15 protein-coding genes are annotated in these 13,843 nt (G+C 37.3%); 13 read left to right on the top strand and 2 right to left on the bottom strand.

The window, feature by feature from the left end; translation table 11 throughout:
- Positions 1 to 183 precede the first annotated feature (183 nt).
- From RTR43_RS13495 to dapF, 7 genes are all read left to right on the top strand, one after another.
- Complete coding sequence (locus RTR43_RS13495) at positions 184 to 507, top strand: DUF4870 domain-containing protein (RefSeq protein WP_312472616.1); 324 nt, start codon at positions 184 to 186, stop codon at positions 505 to 507.
- Positions 508 to 609: 102 nt separating this feature from the next.
- Positions 610 to 807 carry a PLDc N-terminal domain-containing protein gene (locus RTR43_RS13500; protein WP_312472617.1) on the top strand — a complete coding sequence of 66 codons (198 nt, stop codon included), beginning with the start codon at positions 610 to 612 and terminating at the stop codon, positions 805 to 807.
- Positions 807 to 1,715 (top strand): ABC transporter ATP-binding protein, encoded by a 909-nt coding sequence (locus tag RTR43_RS13505; RefSeq protein ID WP_312472618.1) that lies wholly within the window; start codon positions 807 to 809, stop codon positions 1,713 to 1,715. The genes RTR43_RS13500 and RTR43_RS13505 overlap by 1 nt, the downstream gene beginning before the upstream one ends.
- Positions 1,712 to 2,491, top strand: coding sequence for an ABC transporter permease (locus RTR43_RS13510; protein WP_312472620.1), 780 nt, complete (start codon positions 1,712 to 1,714; stop codon positions 2,489 to 2,491). The genes RTR43_RS13505 and RTR43_RS13510 overlap by 4 nt, the downstream gene beginning before the upstream one ends.
- Positions 2,492 to 2,581: 90 nt before the next feature.
- Positions 2,582 to 3,436: a patatin-like phospholipase family protein gene (locus RTR43_RS13515; protein WP_312472623.1), complete on the top strand. Its 855-nt coding sequence runs from the start codon at positions 2,582 to 2,584 to the stop codon at positions 3,434 to 3,436.
- Between the two features lie 480 nt (positions 3,437 to 3,916).
- Positions 3,917 to 4,708 carry a hypothetical protein gene (locus RTR43_RS13520; RefSeq protein WP_312472624.1) on the top strand — a complete coding sequence of 264 codons (792 nt, stop codon included), beginning with the start codon at positions 3,917 to 3,919 and terminating at the stop codon, positions 4,706 to 4,708.
- 76 nt (positions 4,709 to 4,784) lie between these two features.
- Positions 4,785 to 5,768, top strand: coding sequence for a diaminopimelate epimerase (gene dapF / locus RTR43_RS13525; protein WP_312472625.1), 984 nt, complete (start codon positions 4,785 to 4,787; stop codon positions 5,766 to 5,768).
- Between the two features lie 8 nt (positions 5,769 to 5,776).
- On the opposite strand, the gene RTR43_RS13530 is transcribed toward dapF, so the two are convergent.
- Positions 5,777 to 7,621 carry a DNA ligase D gene (locus RTR43_RS13530; RefSeq protein ID WP_312472626.1) on the bottom strand — a complete coding sequence of 615 codons (1,845 nt, stop codon included), beginning with the start codon at positions 7,619 to 7,621 and terminating at the stop codon, positions 5,777 to 5,779.
- 131 nt (positions 7,622 to 7,752) lie between these two features.
- Here RTR43_RS13530 and ku point away from each other — a divergent pair, with 131 nt between their 5' ends.
- The 3 genes from ku (at position 7,753) to RTR43_RS13545 (ending at position 9,454) form a co-directional block, all read left to right on the top strand.
- Positions 7,753 to 8,583, top strand: coding sequence for a non-homologous end joining protein Ku (gene ku / locus RTR43_RS13535; protein WP_312472627.1), 831 nt, complete (start codon positions 7,753 to 7,755; stop codon positions 8,581 to 8,583).
- Between the two features lie 330 nt (positions 8,584 to 8,913).
- A complete protein-coding gene (gene cspD / locus RTR43_RS13540; protein ID WP_045524040.1) occupies positions 8,914 to 9,114 on the top strand; it encodes a cold-shock protein CspD in 201 nt (66 codons plus the stop codon).
- Positions 9,115 to 9,250: 136 nt separating this feature from the next.
- On the top strand, positions 9,251 to 9,454 hold the full coding sequence (locus RTR43_RS13545; protein ID WP_312472632.1) for a cold-shock protein: 204 nt from the start codon (positions 9,251 to 9,253) through the stop codon (positions 9,452 to 9,454).
- A gap of 41 nt (positions 9,455 to 9,495) precedes the next feature.
- Here the strand turns inward: RTR43_RS13545 and RTR43_RS13550 are convergent, their stop codons facing one another.
- Positions 9,496 to 9,789 carry a DUF6509 family protein gene (locus RTR43_RS13550; protein ID WP_312472634.1) on the bottom strand — a complete coding sequence of 98 codons (294 nt, stop codon included), beginning with the start codon at positions 9,787 to 9,789 and terminating at the stop codon, positions 9,496 to 9,498.
- Positions 9,790 to 10,032: 243 nt separating this feature from the next.
- Between RTR43_RS13550 and RTR43_RS13555 the strand changes: the two genes are divergently transcribed.
- Genes RTR43_RS13555 through RTR43_RS13565 form a run of 3 tightly spaced genes read left to right on the top strand, consistent with a single transcriptional unit; the run spans position 10,033 to position 13,688 of the window.
- Positions 10,033 to 10,716: a TorD/DmsD family molecular chaperone gene (locus RTR43_RS13555; protein WP_312472636.1), complete on the top strand. Its 684-nt coding sequence runs from the start codon at positions 10,033 to 10,035 to the stop codon at positions 10,714 to 10,716.
- Positions 10,695 to 13,088 (top strand): DMSO/selenate family reductase complex A subunit, encoded by a 2,394-nt coding sequence (locus tag RTR43_RS13560; protein WP_312472638.1) that lies wholly within the window; start codon positions 10,695 to 10,697, stop codon positions 13,086 to 13,088. The genes RTR43_RS13555 and RTR43_RS13560 overlap by 22 nt, the downstream gene beginning before the upstream one ends.
- Before the next feature lie 12 nt (positions 13,089 to 13,100).
- Positions 13,101 to 13,688, top strand: a complete 588-nt coding sequence (locus RTR43_RS13565) for a DMSO/selenate family reductase complex B subunit (protein ID WP_312472640.1) — start codon at positions 13,101 to 13,103, stop codon at positions 13,686 to 13,688.
- Positions 13,689 to 13,843: the final 155 nt, after the last annotated feature.

Raw genomic sequence — 13,843 nt, forward strand, 5'->3', positions numbered from 1 at the left:
TTTCTTCAAGTTATTAATAGTATTTTATCTATTTTAACAACTTGTGTGTTAAAGGAAAAGTGGAAAATCGAGACCTATTTAATTAAAATCGCGGAATTTTTTGTAAATGCTGAAACTTTTAAATATGTAAAGCGTAAATAATAGAGAATGGAATTAACATTTTTTCATATGGGGGAATAAAAAATGAAACAAAATGATGAAAGGTTATTGGCGGCTGGTATTTATGTGTTAGGCCTATTTTTTCCAGTTATAGCACCACTAATTATTTGGTTAATAAAGAAAGATGAGTCTTCCTATATCGATTATCACGGGAAGGAATATTTTAATTTTGCCATTTCTTATTTCATTTACTCAATAATAGCCAGCATCTTAGTTATTGTAATTATCGGTATTTTTCTTTTATGGGCACTTGGAATTGCAGTACTTATTTTTACAATTATTGCAGCAGTTAAAGCCTATGAAGGAAATGAATATCGGTTCCCTTTGATTTTCAGGCTAATTAAATAAAACATTGAAAACCCGGCAAAAAAAATTTGCCGGGTTTTTGAACGTTTTTAAAGTTCAAACGTCATATCAATGTATTAAGAAAACAAACCAAGGGGGAAAAACATGGATGCTTTAGCCAATTATTTACCAATTATATTACCAATACTCATTATTCAACTAATATTAATAATCGTTGCAATTATAGACTTAGTTAGAATTGAGAAAACCAATGGACCGAAGTGGTTATGGGTTATCATTATTTTATTTATAAATATTATTGGTCCAATTCTATATTTTGTCATCGGGAGGAAAAGTAACTGATGTCTTTAATTAAAATTTCTGGATTAAAAAAGAGTTTTCAGGGTACAGAAGTGATAAAGGGTCTTGATTTTACTTTAGAAAAGGAAAAATGTATCGCTTTATTAGGCCCAAACGGAGCGGGAAAAACGACAATACTTAGGATGCTCTCGGGCTTGATGAAGCCAACTGAGGGAGACATTACCTTTACCGAAGCTAAGAAAGGTGAGGATATCCGTGACTTTATTGGATATCTTCCGCAGTTTCCTGTATTTTATGATTGGATGTCAGGACTTGAATTTTTGTCCTATGTTGGCAAACTTGCCGGATTAACTGGAAAAGAAGCAAAGGAACGTTCATTAGAGCTTTTGGAATTAGTTGGAATTATCGATGCAAAAAACCGAAAAACAGCTAAATATTCCGGCGGGATGAAACAAAGATTAGGAATTGCTCAAGCGTTAATTCACCGCCCAAAGTTAATTATGCTGGATGAACCTGTATCTGCATTGGATCCAATCGGCAGAAGAGAGGTGTTGGATCTCCTCGAAGAGTTAAAGAAGGAAACTACCATTTTGTTCTCGACACATATTTTAAGTGACGCTGAAGAAGTTTGTGACGAAATTCTGTTTCTACATAATGGAGAAATTGTCGAATCAGGAACGATGACAGATCTCCGAGAACGGCATCAGCAGGCTAAAATCGACCTATTTTTTAGAGGAAAAGCAGAAAAATATGCAAATTTTCTTTCAAATCACGAATTAACACAGTCCGTCAGGATCGAAGGAAATAAGGTTAGTGTTTTTGTGAAGGATGTATCGCTAGCAAGACGTGCTTTTTTGCAAGCGATTGCCGAACAAAACTGGCCGCTTGAAAAATTTGAGGTTAGTAGCATGACCCTTGAAGACGTGTTTATGAAGGTGGTGGGGAAATGAGCCAATGGATGACATTGCTACAAAAAGAGATTCTAGAGATGTGGAGAAACTTCAAATGGATTTGGGTACCAATTACCTTTATATTATTAGGGGTAAAGGAACCATTATCCAGCTATTATTTGCCGCAAATCCTTGATGCTGTTGGCGGGCTGCCTGAGGGAGCAGTAATAAAACTACCTACCCCAACAGCAGCTGAAGTGTTAATAACTGGTTTAGGTCAATATACTACGCTTGGTGTACTAATTATTGTTCTTACAACCATGGGTATAATTTCCGGAGAAAGAAAAAGCGGTGTTGCTGCCATGATATTGGTAAAACCTGTTTCCTTTCAATCATTTGTGTCAGCAAAATGGGCCGGTAGCGTTTTATTAATGTGGTTTTCCTTTTTTATCGGCTATTTGTCAACCTGGTATTATACCGGTTTATTATTTGATTGGATTCCATTCATCGAATTTTTACAGTCCTTTTTCTTTTATGCCCTGTGGCTTACTGTTATTCTAACAGTTACCGTCTTTTTTAGTTCATCGTTTGTGAATTCTGGAATGGCCGGGTTTCTTTCACTTGCCGTTGCCATTGTTCTTAGTCTCGTGAGCAGCATCCTTTCCAATTGGCTAGAATGGAGCCCGGCGCAGTTAACTAATTATGCAAATGAAGTACTTTTAGATAATAGGATACCAGCAGATACACTGCCGGCCAGTTTAATCGCTGCAGTATTTATAATTGTTTTGCTATTTTTAAGTGTATTTATCTTTAGAAAAAAAGAGCTACCGCAATAATAGAGTCTTTTCGTTTTGCAAAATTTTAGTAATAATCTATAATATCTATTATTCTATTTTGCAAAACTTAGCTAGAAAGGACGAGGAAACGTGTCAAATCAAGTCGGTTTGGTGTTAGAAGGTGGAGGGATGCGCGGTGTTTATACTGCGGGAATCCTTGAATACTTTTTAGAGAATCAGCTGTTTTTTCCATATGTTATTGGCGTTTCTGCCGGTGCCTGCAATGCTGCCTCCTATTTGTCGAAGCAAAAAGGGAGAAATAAAACCGTCACGATTGATTATGCTGCTGATCCAAGATATATATCTTGGAAAAATTATTTTAAAAGCAGGCAATTTTTTGGAATGGATTTTATTTTTGATGAAATACCTAATAAACATGTTCCCTATGATTATGATACATTTTATAATAACACTTCTGAATTTGTCGTAGGAACTACAGATTGTTTAACAGGAGAGCCCGTATATTACAATAAGAAGGAATATGATAAAGACCTTTTAACAGTGTTGCGCGCCTCTAGTTCGCTTCCGTTTATTGCACCCGAAATATCTTTTAAAGATAGAATTCTACTTGATGGTGGCATTAGTGATCCGATTCCTATTAAAAAAGCACAGCATGATGGCTTTGCTAAAAACATTGTCATTTTAACAAGGAATCAAGGTTATTTGAAAAAACCTTCAAAATTTCACTTCCTTGTTGATCGAAAATATCCTGAATATACAGGCTTGCGAAAGGCTCTAAGGAATCGCTATCGAATTTACAATGAAACTGTAGCATATCTTGAAAAGGAAGAGCGCGATGGAAATGTACTAATTATCCGTCCTACTACGCCATTAAAGGTTGGAAGAATGGAAAGAAATCCAGCCAGGCTAGCGGAGCTGTATTTTCAGGGCTATGAGGATGCCAAGCATTCATTGAGTGAAATAGTTAAATATGTTGATATTTAGAAGAGGCTGGAAATGAGCCTCTTTTTCTGTGGAAAAGGGGCGGAGCGCCGCAAAAATGAATCACTTTAACCAGTTAAAGTGAAATACCCATTTCACTAGACGAAAGATGTGAAGTCTAGCTCTGCTCTCACCGCCTTTATTAGGTGACTACGGCTTGTTCTCTAAATTTATTTCCATGGTTGGGTTGGGAGTTGAGGCTCATGATAGTTTTTATGGAAAAGGGGCGGAGCGTCGCATAAATGAATTACTATGTCGAATCTTATCGTAAAAATATCTATTTTTTTCTTTGGATAGGTAAAGCTAAGCTTGCTCTGCTCCCACCACCTTTATTATGTTGGTGTACTAATCATAAACAGGCTATTTTCGATGAGTGGGTAGGTGGTGAAGCCCACGTCGGATTCTAGTTGAAAATTCTTCTATCATTTTTTTCCTCCATAGTTAATAAGCTAGTATAAGAGGAATCGATAAGGAGTTTTCTAGATGAAAATCAACGATTATTACTATGATTCAGCGAATATTAACTTAAATGAGAGTATTGCTGCACTAATTCCAGCCGGTATGATCATAATAGGAAATCTTTCATTTTTAAAAACTCAAGAAATAATGTTATGGACGATACCATTTATAATTTATAGCTTTATAAGCTTCCATTTCTATCTTTTTAGAATGAGACAGTCGATTTTGATTACTAAGAATATGACGAATGATAGAAATGAAGACTTTCATCACTCGTTATTTACGACCCGCCATCTTTTATTATGTTACATGAATACCCCCTCACCCAGCTTGCTACTCTACTTTACAGACGGAAATTTAGCAGGAAGGATATGTATGTATCGCAGGAAGAGACTAAACGGATTACGACCTTCCAAAATGTTTGCTCTCTACAATTCAGAGGATGAAGCCATGGGTTTCTTTGAAATAAAAGGAAAAAAAACAATCAAGATTGGCGTATTCGATCAAGAGAGGAACTTTTTAGGTTGCTTGAAGAAAAAGAAACTTTCTTGGGGGAAAAACAAAAAAGAATTGCTGGATGTAGCGGGGAGATACATTGGTGCTGTGGAAGGGTCTGCTGTTTTTATGGATGAGCAGGTATTGAATTCGGAAGATATGCAGGAGGGGCGACTGCGCAGAGGATGGATGCCTATAGAATGGAGCCTTCGTTTTCCAGAACCCAATACACCAGTACTCTCATTTACGGGAACTTTATCAGAAAGGGAAAAACTTTTGAGAATGTCATTTTTAATAAATGAATTCTTTATCGAAAGGTAAAAGTTTGTACGGTTTCCATCATGAATTTTGTTTGATATGATAGAAGAAAATTTACATCTCTTGTGGGGGTTTTATTGTGCAGATTGACTTAATTAAAGGCCATGGCTCTGGAAATGATTTTCTTCTAATCGATGAAATTTCCAATGCTATTTCTTTCACAGAAAAGGAAAGGGCGGAACTTGCCCGTTTGTTATGCAATCGTAATACTGAATTAGGAGCAGATGGGATTTTATTTGTGATGAAGAGTCAGCACGCTGATGGAAGAATGCGGGTATTTAATGCCGACGGGTCTGAGGCTTCGATGTGCGGAAATGGACTTCGGCTGGTCGCACGATATATTTGTGAATTATATGGACTGAATGAAGCTGTAATTGAAACCATGAAGGCTAATCTTAAGGTTAGTAAACAAGCAGACCTCCTTCAGGATATCCACACCTATCAAGTAGAAGTTTCTCCGGTATTGTTTGAGTTAAAGACCTTACCATTAAATTTAAACCAGCCAACGCTTTATAACGAGAGAATTAAGGAACTGTCAGATGAGTTAACATTTACGGCACTTGCCGTTCCTAACCCGCATTTAATCGCGATTGTGGAGACGGAACAACTTCAAAGTGATATTCAAAAACAACTTAGTGAAAAAGTAAATGGACCCAATGAGTTATTTCCGGATGGTGTGAATGTTAGTTTTGTAAAACCGTTACAACCTGGAGCAATTTATGTAAGAACTTTTGAACGGGGTGTTGGATTTACAAATGCTTGCGGTACAGCAATGTCAGCATCCTCGCTCGTTACTTGTTTACAAGAATTAAATGAATTTGAGAAAACCATTAATGTATATAATAATGGCGGAAAAGTACAATGCGTTGTTCATCAAATTGCGGGGGAATATAAGATTGACCTAATTGGAAACGCTACTTATCTTTACGAAGCAACGGCACAGATAAATCTTAAAGGTGAATCATTTACAATATCCTCCAAAAAAGACTTCATGGAACAACACTCATATGAAAAGCTACAAGAGGTGGCACAACAAGTAATAACAAAAACGTTGAAAGGATAAGGTTCCCCTTATCCTTTTTTTACTGAATCCTTTTTTAAAACTTCAAGGACCGGTGCAAAGGGCTGAATTTGTTTTGTTTGAAAATAATTCCTAAATGGATCTCCATGTTTCCGAAGTCGATTTAATGCACTTTCCATGTTAAATGCAACAGAAGTGAGTTTTTCATCAACCTCTTCCCAATAAAGTGGTGTAGCAACTCCTGCATGTTCATTCCCACGCATCGAATAGGGGGCAACAATCGTCTTCCCTTCCCCGTGTTGTACATAATCAATATAAAGCCTTTCTCCGCGGTTTTTTTTCATTCTCTCAATGGTAAAGGAGTCAGGGGCCTGTGATATTAAGTATTCGGCGATAAAGGTCGTAAACAGTCTTGTATCCTCGTAGGAGTATTCACCTTCAGGCAAAGGTAGGTAAATTTGCAGTCCTTTATTACCTGACGTTTTAATAAAGCCGATCAAATTTAAATGATCGAACACTTCTTTTATTAATAAAGCAGCTTTGACAGCTAAATGGAACGCATCCTTTGATGGTGGATCCAAATCGAAGACAATTTCACTAGGTCCCTTGCTGTGTATCGTTTGAAAGGGAATATGAAATTCAATCGCTAATTGGTTTCCCAGCCAAATGAGGGTTTTTAGATTGTTACAGAGAATATAATCAATATCATCAACTAAATGTGTGTGGACAAACTCTGGTGCATAAGCTGGACAGTTTTTTTGATAAAATGCCTCTCCGGACATCCCATGTGGATAGCGAATGACCGTTAGCAAGCGATTCTCTAAAAAAGGGAGCATATACGGAGAAACTTCACGTAAGTAAAGGATGAAATCAGTTTTCTGGATATTATGATTTTCCCAGAGTGGTTTATCTGGGTGGGATATAGGTAAATCTGCTGGTAAATTTTTTTGTTGAAAAATAAATTGTTCATATGTGCATTCCCTCGGTTCTAAATCGAATCGGAAGCGGTCAAAATGTGGTTCGCGGAGCTGATGATCAAATAATTCCAAATATTTCACTTCTAGACAAATAGAGGGTTCAATATTAATAAATTGTGTATCTTCACTAAGAATATTTTGTTTAATCGTTTGCTGAAGGGCCTGTTTTTCTTCCGGTTTAAAACCAAAAAGAACTTGGCCAACCACATGAATGATGTTTTTCTTATACAGGCCAACATAAAAATATCCATTGGTTTTATCGAATGAAGTGACAAAACAGCTAACATATTTCCAATTTTTGTATTTCAACCATTGTAAGGAACGTTTCCCTTCCTCCCAAAGACTATTTTGATATTTGGCAATGATACCTTCTCCATCATATAACACAACATTTTCCCATAATTCATTAAAATCTTCATTGGGAAAAACAAGCTGTAGCAGTTGAGCATTATTGGGATTGGCATCTAATCCTAAACCGATATTTTGAAATAATTGAATCAGCTTATCTTTTCGGCGCTGATAGGGGAGGGAACATATGGTTTCTCCTTTTACCATTAGAACATCAAAAACCATCAACCGGCAAGGAGATCTCTCTGCTTGTTCCGTGATTTTTTTCGCTGCCTTTAGACGGCCGCGCGCTTGAATGGCGGAAAAATTAGCTTTATAAGGGTTTTCCAATGAAACAAGCTCACCATCCAACTCGAGTGGTAAAAAAGGTTTGATTTGCTTTTCATATTTTAACAAAAATTCCTTGATTTCCGGAAATTGTGGAATAAGTGGTTTACCATTTCTGCTCGTTAACTCAATTCCGTTATCATTCCAGTCCAGTATTGCTCGGAATCCATCATATTTAACCTCGTAAAGCCAATTGGGACGTACAGGAAGTTCAAAGGTTAAACTAGGTAGCATTGGCTTCATTACTTTTATTCCTTTCCTTTTTATCTTTATTTTGCTTAAAGATGGACATTTTCATCCTTTTCCAGATGTTTTAATGAATGACCTTTATAAGGAGACACAAAATAATAATAAAAAGAATGGAGAATTACTTTATGCATACGATGTGGAAAGGCAGTATTAGCTTTGGGCTTGTTAACATTCCTATCAAGCTTCATACTGCAACAGAAGATAAGGATATTAAGTTGCGCACCCTTCATAATAAATGCCACGCTCCGATTAAATATGAAAAGATTTGTACTGTTTGTGAGGAGGAAGTAAAACCTGAGGAAATCGTCAAGGCATATGAATACACAAAAGGAAAATTCGTGGTCCTTGATAACGATGACCTCGAAAAACTAAGAAAGGAAAACGAGGAAAAGGCAGTTGAAATCATCGATTTTGTTAAAATTGAACAAATCGATCCCATTTATTTTGAGCGAAGCTATTATATGTCACCGCATGAAGGTGGTAGTAAGGCCTATTCATTATTACGAAAAGCTTTACAGGAATCACAAAAAGTGGGACTTGCTAAAATTGTCATTCGCTCTAAAGAGCAATTGGCCGTCATTCGTGTTTATGAGAATACATTGGTTTTGGAAACTATTCATTTTCCAGACGAAGTCCGCAAGGCTGGTGACGTACCGAATGTCCCATCAGAAGATAAAGTGACAAAAAAAGAATTAGACACTGCGATTTTGCTTATTGACCAATTGACCTCAGAATTCGAGCCTGATAAATATACGGATGAATATCGTTCTGCCTTGCTAGAATTAATTGAATCAAAACGAAACGGGAAAGAAACGGTAACGGCTACGACGAAGGATATTCCTTCAAATGTCACTGATTTAATGGCTGCACTAAAAGCATCGATAGATCGGACAAAACCCAAAAAAGGTGGAGCGCAAAAAAAGAAGGCAGAACCAAAGATAAAGAAAGAAGCATGAAAAAGAAAGCCGATTCGGACTGTTGAATTGGCTTTCTTACATTTAAAAAAGAAAAATTTCCATCTGTGAAACTCAAAAACTTCATTTTTTCTCGAATATAATACAAGATATTTTCAGTATTTCCTAGTTTTAGAAATTAGTTTGACTAAACAGGTTTATTGAGATAAAATAGAGATACGCTTTAATGTTCGTTAAATATTTATGGTTTTGGTAGTCGTAACTGCACGAACAGTGGGTGATGCCTATTGCCCAAACGTGCAAGTGCGCCTTTTTTATTATTTTAAATGTAAGATAAACTTAAAGTGAACACATTTTTTTGGGGGTAATTCCATGAATAACGGTAAAGTTAAATGGTTTAATGCAGAAAAAGGATTCGGATTTATTGAAGCTGAAGGCGGTCAAGATGTATTCGTACACTTCTCAGCAATCCAATCAGAAGGTTTCAAAACTTTAGAAGAAGGCCAATCGGTTTCTTTTGAAATCGTTGAAGGCGCTCGTGGACCACAAGCTTCTAACGTTAAAGCAGTATAATTCTGTTAAAATATAAAGGTGATGCATTCGAATAGGGCATCACCTTTTTATCTATATATCACTAGAAACATAGTTTTTGAGGAAGATACAAAGTGTTCAAAAACAGTCATGCACTAAGTACAAGGGGTGATTAGTTTTGGCGTTTGGCAGAAAAAATGATGAAGAAATTAAATTAGAAGAAACAAAAATTTGGGTATGTTCTTCAGATAATTGTAAATGCTGGATTCGCGATAATTTTAAGAGCAGTGATGTACCCCTATGTCCAATATGCAAAAGTGAAATGAGTCAAACCACAAAAGAGCTTCAGGTAATTCATAACCATAGTAAGAATTTTATGTAATCATTTTGAAAAGCAGGAGGAGGAAATGTCTCCTGCTTTTTTTATTCTTCCAAATGTTCTTTGCAAAAATTTAAGACCAATTCTTCTTCGTCCTCTTCAAGGGCAAAGTCTAACACTTTTTCAGTTCCTTTTTCAAAAAAATGATACTGAGAAATTCTTTGTCCATTCTCATCGCTTACAAAAATTATTTTTATTCCAACACCTTTATCAGAATAGAGTTCATCCTCTTCATCTACATCAAGTTCAAGGAAAAATTCATAGCGGTCACCAGATAATAATCCGAATGGATCTTCAAGTTTCTCAACTAAATGGTTAGTAATGTTCAAGCTGATCATCCTTTATATATTATTTTATCGTCTTATTATACACTCTTTTTGTGTTCTGAGAAAAATAAGAACAAATTATCCATCTTTTTGTATAATTTTGTCACCTTAATTTGAAAATAATGTGAATAAATGCACAAAGTAGATAACAATTTTGGGAGAATGCGGTAATATGAATATGTAATATAGATATAAAGTAGGTGAAAAAATATTTGAATATTTATGTGAAATAATTCACAAACAGGAGAGTGCGATATGACTTCTACGACAGAATCTATACATATCCAATTACAGTCGTTTTTGTTATCGAGAAAAAAATGTTATCAACTGTTACACTTGTTATTTTTTGTACCAGAAAAATTAGAAACCTTATTTGAAATTCAAAAGGATAACACTTTCGAAGAATTAGGGGAATTCCATGAAGGGGGGAAAATCCTTCATGACTTTTTTAAACACCTGTCTATTGAGCAAATCAAAAGGGAGAAGGAAGAGTACCAAAGGCTTTTCATAGGACCAGGACCATTAGTTGCACCACCTTGGGAATCGTACTACAGGAGTAAGGAACATCTGCTTTTTGAAGAATGGACCTATCAAGTCAGGGAGCAATACCATCGATTTGGTCTCCAATATAGGAAGGAAAACAATGAACCTGACGACCATCTATTACTTGAACTGGAATTTATGATCTATCTTTCAGATTTATGTTTGCATGAACCTACAGAAGAAAAGATAGAAAAATTGCTTACCACCCAGATTAGCTTTCTAGAAGAACATTTAATCATCTGGATTCCATTTTTTTGTGAAAGAGTAATTGAAAATACGAATAGTCAATTATATTTAGGAGCAGCCATGCTTCTTGAAGATTTTTTGAGCTTTGACCTGGAATCATTAGTTGAAGTAAGGGAGGGCACAAGAATATGTCTGAAAAAAATCCATTAAAGAATTTGTTAGCCAATAAAATGCAACGACGTACGTTTTTAAAATGGTCAGGGGCAATTGGTTTACCAGTAATTGCAGGTGGAATCGGAACAAAGATGCTCATTGATCGTAAAGAAGAGGCAAAGGTAGTAGTGGCAAAAGATAGTGAGAAAATTATTTCAACCTGTAGCATTAATAACTGTGGTGGGCGCTGTGTCATCAAGGCGCATGTAAAAGATGGAGTGGTTGTACGTGTAAGTACTGACACACAAGCAGGCGGCGACTTTGCAACACCTCCTTTAAGGGCGTGTGTCAGAGGACGAAACTATCGTAACATGCTTTACCATCCAGACCGTTTAAAGTATCCGATGAAACGGGTGGGGAAACGTGGAGAGGGGAAGTTTAAGAGGATTTCATGGGAAGAGGCAATAGAGACAATTGCTTCTGAAGTGAAACGAATTGGTGATAAATATGGGCCAGAATCACGTTATGTAAACTATGCCTCCGGTCAAAGCTGGGGATTACATGGAGGAAAAAATGCGGCTAGGAAACTATTATCGCTAACAGGAGGCTATTTAAATTACCGTAATGATTATAGTTCAGGAGCAGGAAATGTGGCGACTCCGTATACCTATGGAACGAATAACTCAGGGAGCAGCTTTGATACCCTGTTACATTCAAAGCTTATTATTTTATGGGGGCAAAACCCTTCAGAAATGATATTTTCTACTCCATATAGGGAATATTTAATGCAGGCAAAGAAAAATGGCGCTAAAATTATCGTCATTGACCCGCGGTATACAGATACGGCCATCGCATTTGCGGATGAGTGGATTCCCATACTCCCAACGACTGATAATGCCATGATGGATGCTATGGGATATGTAATCATTACAGAGGAACTACAAGACCAGGCATTCCTAGATAAATACTGTATCGGTTTTGATGGTGAACATATGCCTGATGGAGTAGCCAAGCTGGAATCTCTGAAAAGCTATTTACTTGGGGAAAAGGATGGTACTCCAAAAACACCGGAATGGGCTGAAAAAATTTGCCACGTACCAGCAGAGAAAATCCGTGAAATTGCTCGCGAGTACGCCAAAACTAAGCAAGCCGCCCTTATTCAAGGCTGGGCGGCACAGCGGCAAGCTTACGGTGAGCAATTCATGCGCGGAGGAGCACAGCTAGCCTGTCTGACAGGAAACGTTGGCAAGCTTGGCGGTTGGGGAGCTGGGACTGGTTATTGGAACCGATCGAATATAGTATTTCCATTTTCCTATGAAAATCCAGTAAAAGCTTCTATTCCATGTTTTCTTTGGACACAAGCAGTGGAAAAAGGAACAGAAATGACAGCGGCAGACGGTCTAGAAGGAACAGACAAGTTAAAAACCAATATAAAATTAATCTTTAATATGGCAGGGAATATGCTTATTAATCAGCACTCAGACATTAATAAGACGACCAAACTTCTTGAGGATGAAAGCAAAGTAGAATTTATTGTGGTAAGTGATATTTTTATGACCCCTAGTGCAAAGTATGCTGACATTTTATTGCCTGGTACAACCTTTTTTGAGCGCTATGATATTGGTGTGCCATGGTGTTTTGGAGATTATGTTGTTTTTGGGGAAAAAACAATTGATCCACTGTATGAATGCCGTAATGAATATGATGTATTTGCTGAGGTAGCTGATAAATTAGGGGTAAAAGAAAAATTTACTGAAGGAAGAACCATCCTCGACTTGGTTAAAGAAAGCGTGGAAAGAACAAGGAAAGAGATTGATCCTAACTTCCCGACATTTGAGGAATTCCGTAAACAGGGGGTCCATCACTTTAAATATGATTCACCACTGATCGGATTTAAAGACCAAATAGATGACCTCGAGAAAAAACCGTTTGAAACACCTTCAGGAAAAATTGAATTATTTTCAAAGGCTTTATGGGATATGGACCAGCATGATGAAATACCGGCTATCGCAAAGTATATTCCTTCATGGGAAGGACCGGAAGATCCACTAATAGAGAAGTATCCTTTACAGCTCATTGGCTGGCATTACAAACGGAGATGTCATTCTACCTATGACAACCAGTCATGGCTTGAGGAAGCAGCAAAGCAGGAAATGTGGCTGAACCCGAAGGATGCCGAGAAACGGGGCATAAAAAATGGTGACCGTGCACAGGTCTTTAATGATCGTGGTTCGCTAATTATTGATGTGAAAGTAACGCCGCGTATTACTCCTGGTGTAGCTGGAATACCACAGGGTGCATGGTACACACCAGATAAAAACGGACTAGATCAACGAGGATCCCTTAATGTCCTAACATCGCAGCGGCCAACACCACTTGCAAAATCAAATCCGCAACAGACAAACCTTGTTGAAGTGAAAAAAGCTTAAGGAGTGAGGAGTTTGGCTCAGTTAGGGTTTTATATTAATCAAAGTCTTTGCACCGGCTGTAAGGCCTGCAGTGTTGCTTGTAAGGATAGAAATAATCTCGATGTGGGTGTGAATTTTCGAAGAGTGTATACCTATGAGGAAGGAAGCTTCATCCAGCAGCCGGCTAGCGGAATTGTTCATAACATTAAATCCTTTTATTTTTCGATCGCCTGTAATCATTGCACTAAACCAAAATGTATTCCCAGCTGCCCAACCGGAGCGATTGTTAAAAATAAAGAAAATGGTGTCGTTACGATCGATCAAGAGATTTGTGCAGGGGCGCAGCTTTGCGTTAGAGCATGTCCATATGGGGCACCGCAATATAATAAAAAGAAGTTTAAATCGAATAAATGTGATTTTTGCATCGAACTTCAAGAAAAAGGAGAGGAGCCCGTGTGTGTTTCGACTTGTCCAATGAGGGCAATTGACTTTGGGCCAGTTGAGGAATTAAAGAAAAAATATGGAAATGTAAGTCAAATCAAAGGGATGCCGAGCAATTCGATTACACATCCCAATATCGTCATTACGCCCCACAAGGATGCGAAATTGTCCAGTTCTTAAGGTGAAACTTCAATCCGTGGGGGCTTCATCCCCCACTAAACCTTCATGTAAGAGCAAAGCCTTGAAGTGAGGGTCTAACTCAAGTAAATGCGGGATAAAACAATCAGCTGTAGTGCCAAAGGGATCATTGGTACCTCGGCTAATCTATCCAGGTG

The organism is Neobacillus sp. (assembly GCF_031988165.1).
Classification (GTDB): Bacteria; Bacillota; Bacilli; order Bacillales; family Cytobacillaceae; genus Neobacillus; species Neobacillus rhizosphaerae.

Coding starts and splice junctions, on each gene's coding strand:
- ku (WP_312472627.1), top strand. CDS start 7,753: ATGCATACGATGTGGAAAGGCAGTATTAGCTTTGGGCTTGTTAACATT.
- cspD (WP_045524040.1), top strand. CDS start 8,914: ATGAATAACGGTAAAGTTAAATGGTTTAATGCAGAAAAAGGATTCGGA.
- RTR43_RS13550 (WP_312472634.1), bottom strand. CDS start 9,789: ATGATCAGCTTGAACATTACTAACCATTTAGTTGAGAAACTTGAAGAT.
- RTR43_RS13500 (WP_312472617.1), top strand. CDS start 610: ATGGATGCTTTAGCCAATTATTTACCAATTATATTACCAATACTCATT.
- RTR43_RS13560 (WP_312472638.1), top strand. CDS start 10,695: ATGTCTGAAAAAAATCCATTAAAGAATTTGTTAGCCAATAAAATGCAA.
- RTR43_RS13555 (WP_312472636.1), top strand. CDS start 10,033: ATGACTTCTACGACAGAATCTATACATATCCAATTACAGTCGTTTTTG.
- RTR43_RS13530 (WP_312472626.1), bottom strand. CDS start 7,621: ATGAAGCCAATGCTACCTAGTTTAACCTTTGAACTTCCTGTACGTCCC.
- RTR43_RS13520 (WP_312472624.1), top strand. CDS start 3,917: ATGAAAATCAACGATTATTACTATGATTCAGCGAATATTAACTTAAAT.
- RTR43_RS13505 (WP_312472618.1), top strand. CDS start 807: ATGTCTTTAATTAAAATTTCTGGATTAAAAAAGAGTTTTCAGGGTACA.
- RTR43_RS13495 (WP_312472616.1), top strand. CDS start 184: ATGAAACAAAATGATGAAAGGTTATTGGCGGCTGGTATTTATGTGTTA.
- RTR43_RS13510 (WP_312472620.1), top strand. CDS start 1,712: ATGAGCCAATGGATGACATTGCTACAAAAAGAGATTCTAGAGATGTGG.